At 60.5% G+C, this 14992-nt stretch carries 13 protein-coding genes and 2 pseudogenes; 6 read left to right on the top strand and 9 right to left on the bottom strand.

The window, feature by feature from the left end:
- The first annotated feature begins 4 nt into the window (after positions 1-4).
- Positions 5-2014 (top strand): DNA helicase Rep, encoded by a 2010-nt coding sequence (gene rep, locus DK870_RS10565; protein ID WP_060753649.1) that lies wholly within the window; start codon positions 5-7, stop codon positions 2012-2014.
- Positions 2015-2072: 58 nt separating this feature from the next.
- Positions 2073-2645, top strand: a complete 573-nt coding sequence (locus DK870_RS10560) for a xanthine phosphoribosyltransferase (RefSeq protein WP_003195447.1) — start codon at positions 2073-2075, stop codon at positions 2643-2645.
- Between the two features lie 142 nt (positions 2646-2787).
- Here DK870_RS10560 and DK870_RS10555 read toward each other — a convergent pair whose 3' ends face one another.
- From DK870_RS10555 to dadA, 7 genes and pseudogenes are all read right to left on the bottom strand, one after another.
- Positions 2788-4710 carry an acetyl-CoA hydrolase/transferase family protein gene (locus tag DK870_RS10555; RefSeq protein WP_161548611.1) on the bottom strand — a complete coding sequence of 641 codons (1923 nt, stop codon included), beginning with the start codon at positions 4708-4710 and terminating at the stop codon, positions 2788-2790.
- Positions 4711-4846: 136 nt separating this feature from the next.
- A pseudogene (locus DK870_RS29980) lies at positions 4847-4939 on the bottom strand (cytochrome c5 family protein); the annotation flags it as partial.
- Positions 4928-5164: pseudogene (locus tag DK870_RS29975) on the bottom strand (hypothetical protein); the annotation flags it as partial. The pseudogenes DK870_RS29980 and DK870_RS29975, both read right to left, overlap by 12 nt.
- Positions 5165-5480: 316 nt before the next feature.
- Positions 5481-6029 carry a cupin domain-containing protein gene (locus tag DK870_RS10545; protein WP_003176893.1) on the bottom strand — a complete coding sequence of 183 codons (549 nt, stop codon included), beginning with the start codon at positions 6027-6029 and terminating at the stop codon, positions 5481-5483.
- 116 nt (positions 6030-6145) lie between these two features.
- Positions 6146-7219, bottom strand: a complete 1074-nt coding sequence (gene alr, locus DK870_RS10540; protein WP_060753652.1) for an alanine racemase — start codon at positions 7217-7219, stop codon at positions 6146-6148.
- Positions 7220-7297: 78 nt separating this feature from the next.
- A complete protein-coding gene (locus tag DK870_RS10535) occupies positions 7298-7651 on the bottom strand; it encodes a RidA family protein (RefSeq protein WP_060753653.1) in 354 nt (117 codons plus the stop codon).
- Positions 7623-8924, bottom strand: coding sequence for a D-amino acid dehydrogenase (gene dadA / locus DK870_RS10530; protein WP_161548610.1), 1302 nt, complete (start codon positions 8922-8924; stop codon positions 7623-7625). The genes DK870_RS10535 and dadA overlap by 29 nt, the downstream gene beginning before the upstream one ends.
- 155 nt (positions 8925-9079) lie before the next feature.
- Between dadA and DK870_RS10525 the strand changes: the two genes are divergently transcribed.
- A complete protein-coding gene (locus DK870_RS10525; RefSeq protein WP_003176896.1) occupies positions 9080-9568 on the top strand; it encodes an Lrp/AsnC ligand binding domain-containing protein in 489 nt (162 codons plus the stop codon).
- Positions 9569-9698: 130 nt separating this feature from the next.
- Here DK870_RS10525 and DK870_RS10520 read toward each other — a convergent pair whose 3' ends face one another.
- Positions 9699-10052 carry a YkgJ family cysteine cluster protein gene (locus tag DK870_RS10520; protein WP_017135860.1) on the bottom strand — a complete coding sequence of 118 codons (354 nt, stop codon included), beginning with the start codon at positions 10050-10052 and terminating at the stop codon, positions 9699-9701.
- Positions 10053-10166: 114 nt separating this feature from the next.
- Here DK870_RS10520 and DK870_RS10515 point away from each other — a divergent pair, with 114 nt between their 5' ends.
- Complete coding sequence (locus tag DK870_RS10515) at positions 10167-11459, top strand: FAD-binding oxidoreductase (protein WP_060753655.1); 1293 nt, start codon at positions 10167-10169, stop codon at positions 11457-11459.
- A 1-nt stretch (position 11460) separates the two neighbouring features.
- Here DK870_RS10515 and DK870_RS10510 read toward each other — a convergent pair whose 3' ends face one another.
- Complete coding sequence (locus tag DK870_RS10510) at positions 11461-11685, bottom strand: DUF1127 domain-containing protein (RefSeq protein ID WP_060753656.1); 225 nt, start codon at positions 11683-11685, stop codon at positions 11461-11463.
- Between the two features lie 166 nt (positions 11686-11851).
- Here DK870_RS10510 and DK870_RS10505 point away from each other — a divergent pair, with 166 nt between their 5' ends.
- Both DK870_RS10505 and DK870_RS10500 read left to right on the top strand, forming a co-directional pair.
- A complete protein-coding gene (locus DK870_RS10505; protein ID WP_060753657.1) occupies positions 11852-13276 on the top strand; it encodes a PLP-dependent aminotransferase family protein in 1425 nt (474 codons plus the stop codon).
- A gap of 62 nt (positions 13277-13338) precedes the next feature.
- The gene (locus tag DK870_RS10500; protein ID WP_161548609.1) at positions 13339-14907 is read left to right on the top strand and encodes a phospholipase D family protein; all 1569 of its coding nucleotides are present in this window, start codon (positions 13339-13341) and stop codon (positions 14905-14907) included.
- Positions 14908-14992: the final 85 nt, after the last annotated feature.

Genomic DNA, 14992 nt, shown 5'->3' with positions numbered 1-14992 from the left:
CCGTATGTCCCGACTCAATCCCCGGCAGCAAGAAGCCGTGAACTACGTCGGCGGCCCTCTATTGGTGCTCGCCGGCGCCGGCTCCGGCAAGACCAGCGTGATCACCCGCAAGATTGCGCACCTGATCCAGAACTGCGGCATCCGCGCCCAGTACATCGTCGCCATGACCTTTACCAACAAGGCGGCGCGCGAAATGAAAGAGCGTGTCGGCACGCTGCTCAAGAGCGGCGAAGGCCGTGGCCTGACTGTGTGCACCTTCCACAACCTGGGCCTGAACATCATCCGCAAGGAGCATGTGCGGCTGGGCTATAAGCCAGGTTTCTCGATCTTCGACGAAACCGATGTGAAGTCGCTGATGACCGACATCATGCAGAAGGAATACGCAGGCGACGACGGCGTGGATGAGATCAAGAACATGATCGGCGCCTGGAAAAACGACCTGATCCTGCCGGCCCAGGCCCTGGAAAATGCGCGCAACCCCAAGGAACAGACCGCCGCCATCGTCTACACCCACTATCAACGCACGCTCAAGGCGTTCAACGCGGTGGACTTCGACGACCTGATCCTGCTGCCGGTGAAGTTGTTCGAGGAACACGCCGACATCCTCGAAAAATGGCAGAACAAAGTGCGCTACCTGCTGGTGGACGAATACCAGGACACCAACGCCAGCCAATACCTGCTGGTGAAAATGCTGATCGGCAAGCGCAACCAGTTCACCGTGGTAGGCGACGACGACCAGTCGATCTACGCCTGGCGTGGCGCCCGCCCGGAAAACCTGATGCTGCTCAAGGAGGACTACCCGTCCCTGAAAGTGGTGATGCTGGAGCAGAACTACCGCTCCACCAGCCGTATCCTGCGCTGCGCCAACGTGCTGATCTCCAACAACCCCCACGAGTTCGAAAAGCAACTGTGGAGTGAGATGGGGCATGGTGATGAGATCCGCGTGATCCGCTGCCGTAACGAAGACGCCGAAGCCGAGCGCGTGGCCGTGGAAATCCTCAGCCTGCACCTGCGTACCGACCGGCCCTACAGCGATTTCGCGATTCTGTACCGAGGCAACTACCAGGCCAAACTGATCGAACTGAAATTGCAGCACCACCAGGTGCCGTATCGCCTGTCGGGCGGCAACAGCTTCTTCGGACGCCAGGAAGTAAAGGACCTGATGGCCTACTTCCGGTTGATCGTGAACCCGGACGACGACAACGCCTTCCTGCGCGTGATCAACGTGCCACGTCGGGAAATCGGTTCCACCACCCTGGAAAAGCTCGGCAACTATGCCACCGAACGCAAGATCTCGATGTACGCGGCCACCGATGAAATCGGCCTGGGCGAGCATCTGGATACCCGCTTCACCGACCGTCTGTCGCGCTTCAAGCGCTTCATGGACAAGGTGCGCGAGCAGTGCGCCGGCGAAGATCCGATCAGCGCGCTGCGCAGCATGGTCATGGACATCGACTATGAGAACTGGCTGCGCACCAACAGCTCCAGCGACAAGGCCGCGGATTACCGCATGGGTAACGTCTGGTTCCTGATCGAAGCGCTGAAGAACACCCTGGAAAAAGACGAAGACGGCGAGATGACCGTCGAGGACGCCATCGGCAAGCTGGTGCTGCGCGACATGCTCGAACGCCAGCAGGAAGAGGAAGACGGCGCCGAAGGTGTGCAAATGATGACCTTGCATGCCTCCAAGGGCCTGGAGTTCCCCTACGTGTTCATCATGGGCATGGAGGAGGAAATTCTCCCGCACCGCTCCAGTATCGAAGCCGACACCATTGAAGAAGAACGGCGACTGGCCTACGTGGGTATTACCCGCGCGCGCCAGACCCTGGCCTTCACCTTTGCTGCCAAGCGCAAGCAATATGGCGAAATCATCGATTGTGCCCCCAGCCGGTTCCTCGACGAACTCCCGCCGGATGATCTGGCCTGGGAAGGCAATGACGACACCCCCACCGAGGTGAAGGCCGTTCGCGGCAACACCGCCTTGGCAGATATACGCGCGATGTTAAAGCGCTAGAATCGACTACTTTTTAATCTACTTTCGACGCACGCTGCGTCAACAGAGGAAGCTTTCCGTGGAAGCACTGCACAAGAAAATTCGCGAAGAAGGCATCGTGCTTTCCGATCAGGTACTCAAGGTCGATGCCTTTCTGAACCACCAGATCGACCCGGCACTGATGAAGCTGATCGGCGACGAATTCGCCGCGCTGTTCAAGGATTCAGGCATCACCAAGATCGTCACCATCGAAGCTTCGGGCATCGCACCAGCGATCATGACCGGTCTGAACCTCGGCGTGCCGGTAATCTTCGCCCGCAAACAACAGTCCCTGACCCTGACTGAAAACCTGCTGTCGGCCACGGTGTACTCCTTCACCAAGAAAACCGAAAGCACCGTGGCCATTTCCCCGCGCCACCTGACCAGCAGCGACCGCGTGTTGGTCATCGACGACTTCCTGGCCAACGGCAAGGCATCGCAGGCGCTGATTTCGATCATCAAGCAAGCCGGCGCAACCGTCGCGGGCCTGGGCATCGTGATCGAGAAATCCTTCCAGGGTGGCCGTGCGGAGCTGGACGCGCAGGGTTATCGGGTTGAGTCGCTGGCGCGGGTTAAATCGCTGGCCGGTGGTGTTGTCACTTTCATCGAGTGATTTGCTGCACAGCAAATACCCGGTGAATACAGATCAAAATGTGGGGCTTGCTCCCGATGGCAGTGGGTCCGCTAACACATTCGGTGACTGGCGCACCGCTATCGGGGGCAAGCCCCCTCCCACATTTTATTCAGGTTAGCTGTCAGTGCGCGGTGGCCTGCAGGCCGGCCAGTAGCAGGCGCTGATACAGGTCCTCTTTCAGCCCCTCGGGCTTATCCAACCGCATCCGCTTGAGGTGCTGAGGAAATGCCCCCGGCTCCGGCGCATCCAGCGCAGCCTTGCCCAACTCCAGAATCTCCGTCAGCTTGAATTTGCTCTTGAGCCAGTTCAATGCGCGCAACAGATCTTTTTCTTCATCAGTGAAATCAGTGCCCAGTGGATACTCGGGAAACAACCGCCGATGCCGAGCCTGAAGCGCCTGTAGCCGCTGCGGCGTATTGTCGGTAAAACGCGGGTCCAGCTGGAAATCCTCGGGCAGCTTGCCGGCCTTCTGTGCCTGTTTGATCAAGTCGTCCTGGAAACGGGAGTCGGTAATATTGAGCAGCGCCTCGATCACCTTGGCGTCCGTCTGCCCACGCAGGTCGGCAATGCCGTATTCGGTGATGACGATGTCCCGCAGGTGCCGTGGGATAGTGCGGTGGCCATACTCCCAGACGAGATTGGAACTGACCTCCCCTGCCGACTCGCGCCAACTGCGCAGAATCAGGATCGAACGCGCGCCCTCCAGCGCATGGCCTTGGGCGACAAAGTTGTACTGCCCGCCCACGCCGCTGAGCACGCGACCGTCTTCCAACTGGTCGGCCACACCCGCACCGAGCAACGTCACCATGATCGCGCTGTTGATAAAGCGGGCATCCTGGCGCTGCAAACGCTTGAGTTCTTCCTGGCCATACAGCTCGTTGATGTAGCTGATGCGGGTCATGTTGAATTCAAGACGCTTGCCGTGGGTCATTTCCTGCAAGCGCTGGTAAAAACTGCGTGGCCCGAGGAAGAAACCGCCATGGATCGATACGCCGTCGGGCTGCGCTGCATCATCCAGGGTGCCGGCGTTGGCTTGCACCTGGGTCGCCACGTCCGGGTAGACCTTACGCCGCACAATGCCGGCATCGGCCAGCACCAGCAGGCCATTGACGAACATTTCGCTGCAGCCATAGAGGCCCCGCGCAAAGGGCGCGACGCCGCCTTCACGGCTGATCAGCGGTGCCCACTGGTACACATCCAGGTCCGTCAACAGTAGCCGGTAGGCTTCGTTATCCGCCTGGCGCGCCAGCAGAGCGGCGGTCAGCGCATCGCCCATGGAGCCGATACCGATCTGCAGGGTGCCGCCATCGCGCACCAAGGTGCTGGCATGCAGGCCGATAAAATGATCCTGGAAACCCACCGGCATATTCGGTGTGGAGAACAGCGTGGTGCTGTCCTTTTCGTCGAGCAGGTAGTCGAATGCGTCCATGCCCAGCTCGGCATCGCCAGGCATGTAAGGCAAATCGCTGTGGACCTGGCCGACGATCAGGATGGTCTCACCCGCCTCGCGGCGCTTGGCGATCAGCGGCAACAGGTCAAGGGTGATATCCGGGTTGCAGCTCAGGCTCAGGCGGTCAGGGTGTTCGGCGCTGCTGGCCACCAACTGCGCCACCAGGTTCAGGCCGGCTGAGTTGATGTCGCGAGCGGCGTGGCTGTAGTTGCTGCTGACGTAGTCCTGCTGGGCCGACGCACTGTGGAGCAGGCTGCCAGGCTGCATGAAGAACTGTTGTACGCGGATATTGCTGGGCAAGCTGTCCTTGTGCAGGTCGGCGAGAAAATCCAGTTCCGGGTAATCGCCGAATACCCGTTCGATAAAGGGTTCGAGAAAGCGCTTCTGCAAACCATCACCCAAGGTGGGACGGCCCAGGCTCAGTGCGGTGTAGATCGTCAGCGACCGCTCCGGCAGCTTGGCGATACGCCGATACAGCGCGTTGGCGAACAGGTTGGGCTTGCCCAGCCCCAGCGGCATGCCCATGTGGATATGCGCCGGCAAGCGCGCCAGCACGTCGTCAACTGCTTGCTCGATTGAACACAACTGCACCATCCGACACTCCTGAACATTCCGTGATTAGGGGTTGGACCGAGCTTGCCGGGTCTTTGCTGCAATGAACAGCTGCGAATCATAAACAACGGGCACAAAAAAGCCGCTGGTCAGCGGCTTTTTGGCGAAGTTCGGCGGATTACAGGCCAGACATCTTCTTGATTGCGCCTTCAAGGTCTTCAAGGCTGCAATCAGCACAGGTGCCCATCGGCGGCATTGCGTTCAAGCCATGCTTGGCGACCTGCGCCAAACCTTTGGTACCTTTTTCGGGAGCCTCGATCTTGAGTTCTGCCAGTACGGAATCGACATGGCCAAGCCGTTCTTTCCAGGCGGCCGTATCACCAATTTTCGGCGCGTTCAGCAGTCCGGTGCCATGGCACGCGTTGCAATGCTTGGCAATCACATCATCCGGCGTTTTAGCCGCGCCACCGCCGGCCGCCGCCACGGCAACCTCCATTCCCTTGCATTCCTGGCCCTGAACACAGACTTGGCCGACAGGCTCCAAGCGTTTGGCAATCTCATCATTGGTCGCAGCTTGAGCGCTGACAGCCCATAGGGCCAATACGGTTGCTGGTGCAGCCAGCATTTTCATAATTAGGTTCACGCGTTCACCCTCAATGGTGGCTATTCACGCCTGCGGCCACGGTTTCGCAGGCGGCGAAAGTATAACGGTTAGCCCGTTGGGCCGAAACAACCCTATTAAATAAAGGGAGATTCGACCTCACGGAATACAGCGACGGATGCCTCTGCAACGCTGGCAGGGCGCCTCTTCTTTAAAAGTTCGCGGGTGTGGCTGCGCTGATTAGTCGCGCCGGCACGTCGAACGGATTGCGAAAACGGTGCGGCTTGGTGCTTTCAAAGTAGTAGCTATCGCCGGCTTCGAGCACAAAAGTTTCAAGACCGACCACCAACTCCAGCCGCCCCTCCACCAGAATCCCGGTTTCCTCGCCTTCGTGAGTGAGCATCTCTTCGCCGGTGTCGGCACCCGGCGGGTAGATTTCGTTGAGAAACGCAATCGCCCGGCTGGGGTGTGCACGGCCCACCAGCTTCATGGTGACGGCACCGTCCGAGATGTCGATCAGCTCATTGGCTTTATAGACGATCTGCGTCGGTATTTCCTGGAGGATCTCCTCGGAAAAAAACTCGACCATGGACATGGGGATGCCGCCCAGCACCTTGCGCAAGGAGCTGATCGAGGGGCTGACGCTGTTTTTTTCGATCATCGAAATGGTGCTGTTGGTGACGCCCGCACGCTTGGCGAGCTCACGCTGGGAAAGACCTTTGAGCTTACGGATGGATTGCAGTCGTTCGCCGACGTCCAATGCAGGAGCCTCCTAGGATTCAGGCGTTGTTGTATTTGAGCGTTATCATGGCGACAGCGTTCAGTATTTACAACACTTGGGCCTAAATCCCGGGCAGCTGTGTTCGTACCTGGCGCTCAAGCGCCGCAATAGAGCCTTGGCACACGGCGCAGGTTGCAGAAGATCTGGTAGGGAATCGTCTCGGCAGCGGCGGCGACGTCACTGGCCAGGATATTTTTACCCCATAGCTCCACCGTCGAACCGAGACCGGCCTGCGGTACGTCCGTCAGGTCGATACACAGCATGTCCATGGAAACACGGCCCAGCAATTGGCTGCGCTGGCCGGCCACCAGCACGGGTGTGCCGGTAGGCGCGTGACGTGGATAACCGTCCGCATAGCCCATGGCAACCACACCGATGCGCATCGGCTTGGGTGTGACGAATTTTGCGCCGTAGCCCACCGGCTCGCCGGCCGGCAACTCACGCACACAGATGACTTTGGACTCCAGGGTCATCACCGGCTGCAAACGCGCGGCAATGGCCTGGTCTTCACCAAACGGCGTGGCGCCATACAGCATGATGCCCGGGCGTACCCAGTCGCTGCCCACCGCCGGCCAACCCATCACCGAAGGCGAATTGCGCAGGCTCACCTCGGCCGACAAGCCTTGGCGCGCCGCGTCAAACACCGCTACCTGCTCATCACTGCTTACGCAATCCAGCTCATCCGCGCGGGCGAAGTGGCTCATCAACACGATCTTGGCGACTTTGCCGCTGGCCAGCAGGCGCTGGTAAGCCTCGTGATAGTCCTTGGGGTGCAGGCCCACGCGGTGCATGCCCGAATCCAGCTTGAGCCAGACCGTCAGCGGTTTGCTCAAGCGGGCCTGCTCGATGGCCTCCAGTTGCCATAACGAATGCACCACGCACCAGAAATCATGCTCGATGATCAGCGGCAGCTCGCTGGCTTCGAAAAAACCTTCCAGCAGCAGTACCGGCGCACGAATACCGGCGGCGCGCAGTTCCAGCGCCTCTTCGATACACGCCACGGCAAACCCGTCCGCCTCGGTTTCCAGCGCCTGTGCCACACGCACGGCGCCATGGCCGTAGGCATCGGCCTTAATCACGGCGAGGGCCTTGGCCCCCGTGACTTCACGGGCCAATTGGTAATTGTGGCGCAGGGCTTGGAGGTCGATCAGGGCACGGGCAGGACGCATGGCGGCAGGCTTCTAGGCGGCAAAGTGAAGAAAAACCGGTACCGACCCATAACGTCGGCACCGGGGAGGAATCCGGGTTTAAGGCAGCGCGGCCACGACGGACAGCTCTACCAGAATTTGCGGCTCGCACAGTTTGGCTTCAACCGTGGCACGCGCCGGAGCGACGCCTTTGGGCAGCCATTTGTCCCATACCGCGTTCATACCGGCGAAATCGGCGTCGATGTCTTTCAAGTAGATCGTCACCGACAGCAGTCTGGTTTTGTCGGTGCCGGCCAGGTCGAGCAAGCGCTCGATATTGGCCAGGGTTTCACGGGTCTGCTGTTCAATCCCGGCACTCATGTCGTCGCCGACTTGACCGGCCAGATACACGGTACCGCTGTGAACGACGATCTGGCTCATGCGCTCATTGGTGAGCTGGCGCTGGATTGACATGTTTTGCGGACTCCTGGTGGTTGCCATAACGGGAAATATCGAGACCTTCGGCACTGATCTGCGGGGTTTTCTTGGCCATCAGGTCGGCCAACAAACGACCGGAGCCGCAGGCCATGGTCCAGCCGAGCGTGCCATGGCCGGTGTTCAGGAACAGGTTCTTGAACGGGGTTGCACCGACAATCGGTGTACCGTCGGGGGTGGTCGGGCGCAGGCCGGTCCAGAACGTGGCTTCGGCCAAATTGCCGCCCTGAGGATAAAGGTCGTTGACGATCATCTCCAGGGTTTCCCGCCGACGCGGGTTGAGCGACAGGTCAAAACCGGCTATTTCAGCCATGCCGCCGACCCGGATGCGGTTGTCGAAACGGGTGATGGCGACCTTGTAGGTCTCGTCGAGAATGGTCGACGTCGGCGCCATCGCCGGGTTGGTGATCGGTACGGTCAACGAGTAACCCTTGAGCGGGTATACCGGCGCCTTGATCCCCAGGGGCTTGAGCAATTTCGGCGAGTAGCTGCCCAGGGCCAGCACGTAGCGGTCGGCAACTTCCAGCTTGCCGTCGACCCACACGCCATTGATGCGGTCGCCGGCATAATCCAGGCGCTGGATGTCTTGTCCGAAACGGAACTCGACGCCCAGTTGCTTGCACATTTCGACCAAACGCGTGGTGAACATCTGGCAATCACCGGTCTGGTCGTTGGGCAGGCGCAGGGCGCCGGCTAAAATATCCGTAACACTGGCCAACGCCGGCTCCACGCGGGCAATTCCAGCGCGATCAAGCAGCTCGAACGGCACGCCAGACTCTTCCAGCACGGCAATATCCTTGGCGGCGCCATCGAGCTGGGCCTGGGTACGGAACAGTTGGGTTGTGCCCAGGCTGCGGCCCTCGTAGGCAATGCCGGTCTCGGCGCGCAACTCATCGAGGCAGTCGCGGCTGTACTCGGACAGGCGGACCATGCGCTCCTTGTTCACCGCATAACGGCTGGCGGTGCAGTTGCGCAGCATCTGCGCCATCCACAGGTATTGATCGATATCGGCGGTGGCTTTGATCGCCAGCGGTGCATGACGCTGCAACAGCCACTTGATGGCCTTGAGCGGCACGCCCGGCGCGGCCCAGGGCGAGGCATAACCAGGGGAAACCTGGCCTGCGTTGGCGAAACTGGTTTCCATGGCAGCGGCAGGCTGACGGTCGACCACCACGACTTCAAAGCCGGCCCGAGCCAAATAGTAGGCACTGGTCACGCCAATGACGCCGCTACCCAAGACCAGAACGCGCATTTTTATATCCTCATCACGGCTTGGCCGCTGACGTGTGTTGTTCGAGCAATGATGCGCGCAGTATAAAAAGCAATCGCCAGTGCATTTCACTATATAACTGCCTATATTTGGCGACAATTCTCGGCAGTAACCCTTTTCACAGAGGCGTATCCCCTATGCGTACCAACACTCAGACCAAGCGGGAGCTGGATAAGATCGACCGCAATATCCTGCGCATCCTGCAAACCGACGGACGCATTTCATTCACGGAGCTTGGCGAAAAGGTGGGGCTGTCGACCACGCCATGCACCGAGCGCGTGCGTCGGCTGGAGCGCGAAGGGATCATCATGGGCTACAACGCGCGGCTGAACCCGCAGCACTTGAAGGGTAGCTTGCTGGTATTTGTCGAGATCAGCCTCGATTACAAGTCCGGCGACACCTTTGAAGAATTCCGCCGCGCCGTACTGAAACTGCCCCATGTGCTGGAGTGCCACCTGGTGTCGGGGGACTTTGACTACCTGGTGAAAGCGCGGATTTCGGAGATGGCCTCCTACCGCAAATTGCTTGGCGATATCCTGCTCAAGCTGCCCCATGTGCGGGAGTCCAAGAGTTATATCGTGATGGAAGAAGTCAAAGAGAGCCTGAACCTGCCGATCCCGGATTGACTGGCCCACCCGGATCAACTGTGGGAGGGGGCTTGCCCCCGATAGCGGTGGATCACTCAGCACTTCTGCTGCCTGACACACTGCAATCGGGAGCACGTCCCCTCCCACATTTTTTGACTGCCTATATCCGTCAGACCAGTACCTGCCGCGTACTCGCCATGTATTCGTGGATCTGCTTCTCCACCCGTGGGTGAATCAGCTCCACCGGGCGCCGCCCATTGGGGCACGGCAAGGTCTTGGTGGTACCGAACAACCGACAGATCAACGGGCGTTCGTCATACACCGTGCAACCGTTGGGGCCCAGGTGCACGCAGTTCAGCTCGTCCATGGCCGCCTCCTGTTCGGCGGCAGTCTTGCGTGGCAGGCGCGACATTTCTTCAGGTGACGTGGTCACTGGCCCACAGCAGTCGTGGCAACCGGGAACGCACTCGAACGAGGGAATCTGTCGGCGCAGCGCGCTGATTTTCTGACTGTTGCAACTCATCAACACAGTTACCGAACGGCGAATAGGCATGAATTCTGACACAAAACGCCCTGCGCAGACAGCTTCATCCGACCGCTGTATCCTGCGTCAAATTTTCCAAACAGGGATGCGCCCATGACTGCCAGCGCCCGGCACACCACGTCTTACTACGCTGCCAGCAGCGTTCTGCAACCCGACTACCCGGCGCTGGCCGGTGAAATGCGTGCGGATGTGTGCGTGATCGGCGGTGGTTATTCCGGGCTCAATACCGCGCTGGAACTGGCCGAGCGCGGCTTCAGCGTAGTGCTGCTGGAAGCCCGCAAGATCGGTTGGGGCGCCAGCGGGCGTAACGGCGGCCAGTTGATTCGGGGCGTCGGTCACGGCCTGGACCAGTTCGCCAACGTTATCGGCACCGACGGCGTGCGCCAGATGAAGTTGATGGGCCTGGAGGCGGTGCAAATCGTGCGCGAGCGCATCGAGCGCTATCAGATCCCCTGTGACCTGACCTGGGGTTATTGCGACCTGGCGAACAAACCTCAGCACCTGCAGGGCCTGGCAGAAGACGCCGAAGAACTGCGCAGCCTCGGCTACCGGCATGAAGTGCGCCTGCTGCAAGCCAGCGAAATGAGCAGCGTGATCGGCTCCGAGCGTTATGCCGGCGGCATGATCGACATGGGCTCCGGCCACCTGCACCCGCTGAACCTGGCCCTCGGCGAGGCCGCCGTTGCGCAGCAATTGGGGGTGAAGCTGTTCGAACAATCGGCCGTCACACGCATCGACTATGGCCCTGAGGTCAACGTACACACGGCTCAAGGCAACGTACGCGCCAAGACGCTGGTGCTGGCCTGCAACGCTTATCTCAATGGCCTGAACCCGCAGTTGAGCGGCAAGGTGCTGCCCGCCGGCAGCTACATCATCGCCACCGAGCCGTTGAGCGAAGCCCAGGCCGCCAACCTGCTGCCGCAGAACATGGCGGTGTGTGACCAACGGGTGACGGTGGATTACTTCCGCCTGTCCGCCGACCGCCGCCTGCTGTTCGGCGGTGCCTGCCATTACTCCGGCCGGGATCCCCAGGACATCGCTGCCTATATGCGACCGAAGATGCTCAAGGTGTTCCCACAATTGGCTGACGCAAAAATCGATTACCAGTGGGGCGGCATGATCGGCATCGGCGCCAACCGCCTGCCGCAGATCGGCCGGTTGGCGGAGCAACCCAATGTGTATTACGCCCAAGCCTATGCAGGCCACGGCCTCAATGCCACGCACCTGGCCGGCAAACTGCTGGCCGAAGCCATCAGCGGCCAGCAACAGGGCCGCTTCGACCTGTTCGCCCGAGTGCCGCACATCACTTTCCCCGGCGGCAAGCATTTGCGCTCGCCGCTGTTGGCATTGGGAATGCTCTGGCACCGTTTCAGGGAGTGGGTCTGATTCAGCCGCGCCAGAAGGGTTTCAAACCTTCCTCGCGGGCCTGCTCAGCGGTCAGCCCCACATCGCGCAATTGCTCCGGGGTAAGCGCCAGCAGAGCCTTGCGCGTGTGACGACGGTGCCAGAACAGGTTCCAGCGGCAGCGGGTCGACATCGACAGCGTGCGTGCCTGCCCCGCTTCCAGTTCCTGACCGTGTAACACCAACCGCACATCGCTCATGCCTCTCATTTTGCCGCCCCTCATTTGCCTGTTGCCATGAGTGACTAGGATCACCGAGCGGATGAAACCATTACAGATTCAACTCAGCTTTATTAAATCCATACAGATACTGCCTTTAGTCCCTTGAATCCTGTATTTTCCTTGCATCTGTACTGGTCCCTCAGGAGCGGCCACCATGACCCTTTACGTCAACCTTGCCGAACTACTGGGCACGCGCATCGAGCAAGGCTTCTATCGCCCCGGTGATCGCCTGCCCTCCGTGCGGGCGCTGAGCGTGGAACACGGGGTCAGCCTGAGTACCGTGCAACAGGCGTATCGCGTGCTGGAAGACAATGGCCTGGCCATGCCCAAGCCCAAGTCCGGCTACTTCGTGCCCGTCGGCCGCGAGCTGCCAGCCCTCCCCGAGGTGGGTCGCCCGGCCCAACGGCCGGTCGAGATTTCCCAGTGGGACCAAGTCCTGGAACTGATTCGCGCGGTGCCACGCAAAGATGTCATACAGATGGGCCGCGGTATGCCGGATGTATTGTCACCCACCATCAAGCCTTTGCTGCGCAGCCTGGCCCGCGTGAGTCGTCGCCAGGATCTGCCTGGGCTGTATTACGACAACATCCTCGGCTGTATGGAGTTACGTGAACAGATTGCCCGGCTGTCGCTGGATTCCGGATGCCAACTCACCGCCGAAGATATCGTTATCACCACCGGTTGCCATGAGGCACTGTCGGCCAGCATTCATGCCATCTGCGAGCCGGGCGACATCGTTGCGGTGGACTCGCCGAGCTTCCACGGCGCCATGCAAACCCTCAAGGGCCTGGGCATGAAAGCCCTGGAAATCCCCACCGACCCCATCACCGGCATCAGCCTGGAAGCCCTGGAGCTGGCACTGGAGCAGTGGCCCATCAAGGTCATCCAACTGACCCCCAACTGCAATAATCCGCTGGGCTACATCATGCCCGAGGCCCGCAAACGTGCGCTGCTGACGCTGGCCCAACGCTTTGATGTTGCGATCATCGAAGACGACGTATATGGCGACCTGGCCTACAGCTACCCACGCCCGCGCACCATCAAGTCCTTCGACGAAGATGGCCGTGTCTTGCTCTGCAGCTCCTTTTCGAAAACCCTGGCACCGGGCCTGCGTATCGGCTGGGTGGCTCCGGGCCGGTATCTGGAGCGGGTGCTGCACATGAAATACATCAGCACCGGCTCCACGGCGACGCAGCCGCAGATTGCCATTGCCGAATTCCTCAAGAACGGTCATTTCGAACCGCATTTGCGGCGGATGCGCACCCAATACCAGCGCAATCGCGACCTGATCCTCGACTGGGTCAGCCGCTACTTCCCGGCCGGCACCCGCGCCAGCCGACCCCAGGGCAGCTTCATGCTGTGGGTCGAACTACCGGAAGGTTTCGACACCCTCAAGCTCAATCGCGTGCTGATGGAACAAGGCGTACAGGTGGCTGTGGGCAGTATCTTTTCCGCATCGGGCAAATACCGGAACTGCCTGCGCATGAATTACTCTGCCAAGCCAACCCCGCAGATCGAAGAAGCGGTACGCAAGATCGGCGCAGCCGCGATCAAGTTACTGGCCGAGGCCGAAGACTGACCTTTCCTCAAAATTAACCGTCATATGCCCACAACCGCCCTGATCGGAATGCAGCGCCTTTGATGACTCGACGGCTTTTACCTTTTTTCCTGCTGGGCGCCCTAGCCCTGAGTGGCTGCGCCACGGTGGACGCCCCGCGCATTCCCAGCGACGCGCTGCCCGCCGCGCAATCGTCGTTCGGCCGCTCGATCCAGGCCCAGGCCGCGCCCTACCAGGGCCGCTCCGGCTTTCGCCTGCTCCCCAACAGCAGCGAAGCGTTCATGGCGCGCGCCGAACTGATCCGCAATGCCCAGAGCAGCCTCGACCTGCAGTACTACATCGTCCACGACGGCCTCAGCACGCGCATGCTGGTGGACGAACTGCTCAAGGCGGCGGATCGTGGCGTACGTATCCGCATTTTGCTGGATGACACCACCAGCGACGGTCTCGACCAGGTCATCGCCACCCTCGCCACCCACCCGCAGATCCAGATTCGCCTGTTCAACCCACTGCACCTCGGACGCAGCACCGGCGTGACGCGGGCCATGGGGCGCTTGTTCAACCTGTCGCTGCAACATCGGCGCATGCACAACAAACTGTGGCTGGCGGATAACAGCGTGGCCATCGTCGGCGGACGCAACCTGGGCGATGAGTACTTTGACGCCGAGCCGAACCTGAACTTCACCGATATCGACATGCTCAGCGTGGGGCCGGTGGCTGAGCAGCTCGGGCATAGCTTTGATCAGTACTGGAACAGCGCACTGAGCAAGCCCATCGACGACTTTGTCTCAAGCAGCCCGTCCAAAGACGACCTGACCGCAGCCCGCTTACGCCTGCAAGACTCGCTGGCCGAATACCGTCAGCAGCATCACGTCCTGTATAACCGGCTGCGTACTTACCAGACCCAACCGCGCATGGACATCTGGCGACGCGAGCTGATCTGGGCCTGGAACCAGGCGCTGTGGGACGCGCCGAGCAAGGTGCTGGCCAAAGCCGACCCGGACCCGCGCTTGCTGCTCACCACCCAACTGGCGCCGGAGCTGAACAGCGTCAGCCATGAACTGATGATGATCTCGGCGTATTTTGTGCCGGGGCAGCCCGGGCTGGTTTACCTGACCGGCCGCGCCGATGCCGGCGTGTCGGTGAGCCTGCTCACCAATTCCCTGGAAGCCACCGATGTACCGGCGGTCCATGGCGGCTACGCACCTTATCGCAAGGCGCTGCTCGAACATGGAGTGAAACTCTACGAGTTGCGCCGTCAGCCGGGCGCAGGCGGCAGCGGCAGTGGCGCGCACCTGTTTCGCCGGGGAGCTTTTCACGGCTCGGACTCCAGCCTGCACAGCAAAGCCATGATCTTCGACCGGGAAAAATCGTTTATCGGTTCGTTCAACTTCGACCCACGCTCGGTGCTGTGGAACACCGAAGTCGGCGTGCTGGTGGACAGTCCCGAGCTGGCGGAACACGTGCGCAACCTGGCGCTGGAAGGTATGTCACCGGCCTTGAGCTACCAGGCGAAATTGCAGGACGGCCAGCTGGTGTGGGTCACCGAGGACAACGGCCAGATGCACACGCTGACTCGCGAACCAGGCAACTGGTGGCGGCGGTTCAATGCCTGGTTCGCTACGAGTGTTGGGCTGGAGCGCATGCTTTAGGGTGGGAGGGGGCTTGCTCCCGATAACGGTGGATCAGTCAGTGCATGGGTCACTGGTGGACCGCTATCGGGAGCAAGCCCCCTCC

It is taken from the genome of Pseudomonas sp. Q1, assembly GCF_009935975.1.
GTDB lineage: Bacteria > Pseudomonadota > Gammaproteobacteria > Pseudomonadales > Pseudomonadaceae > Aquipseudomonas > Aquipseudomonas palleroniana.
Note: the sequence above shows the minus strand (reverse complement) of the source record. Positions and strands in the feature narration are given on the sequence as shown.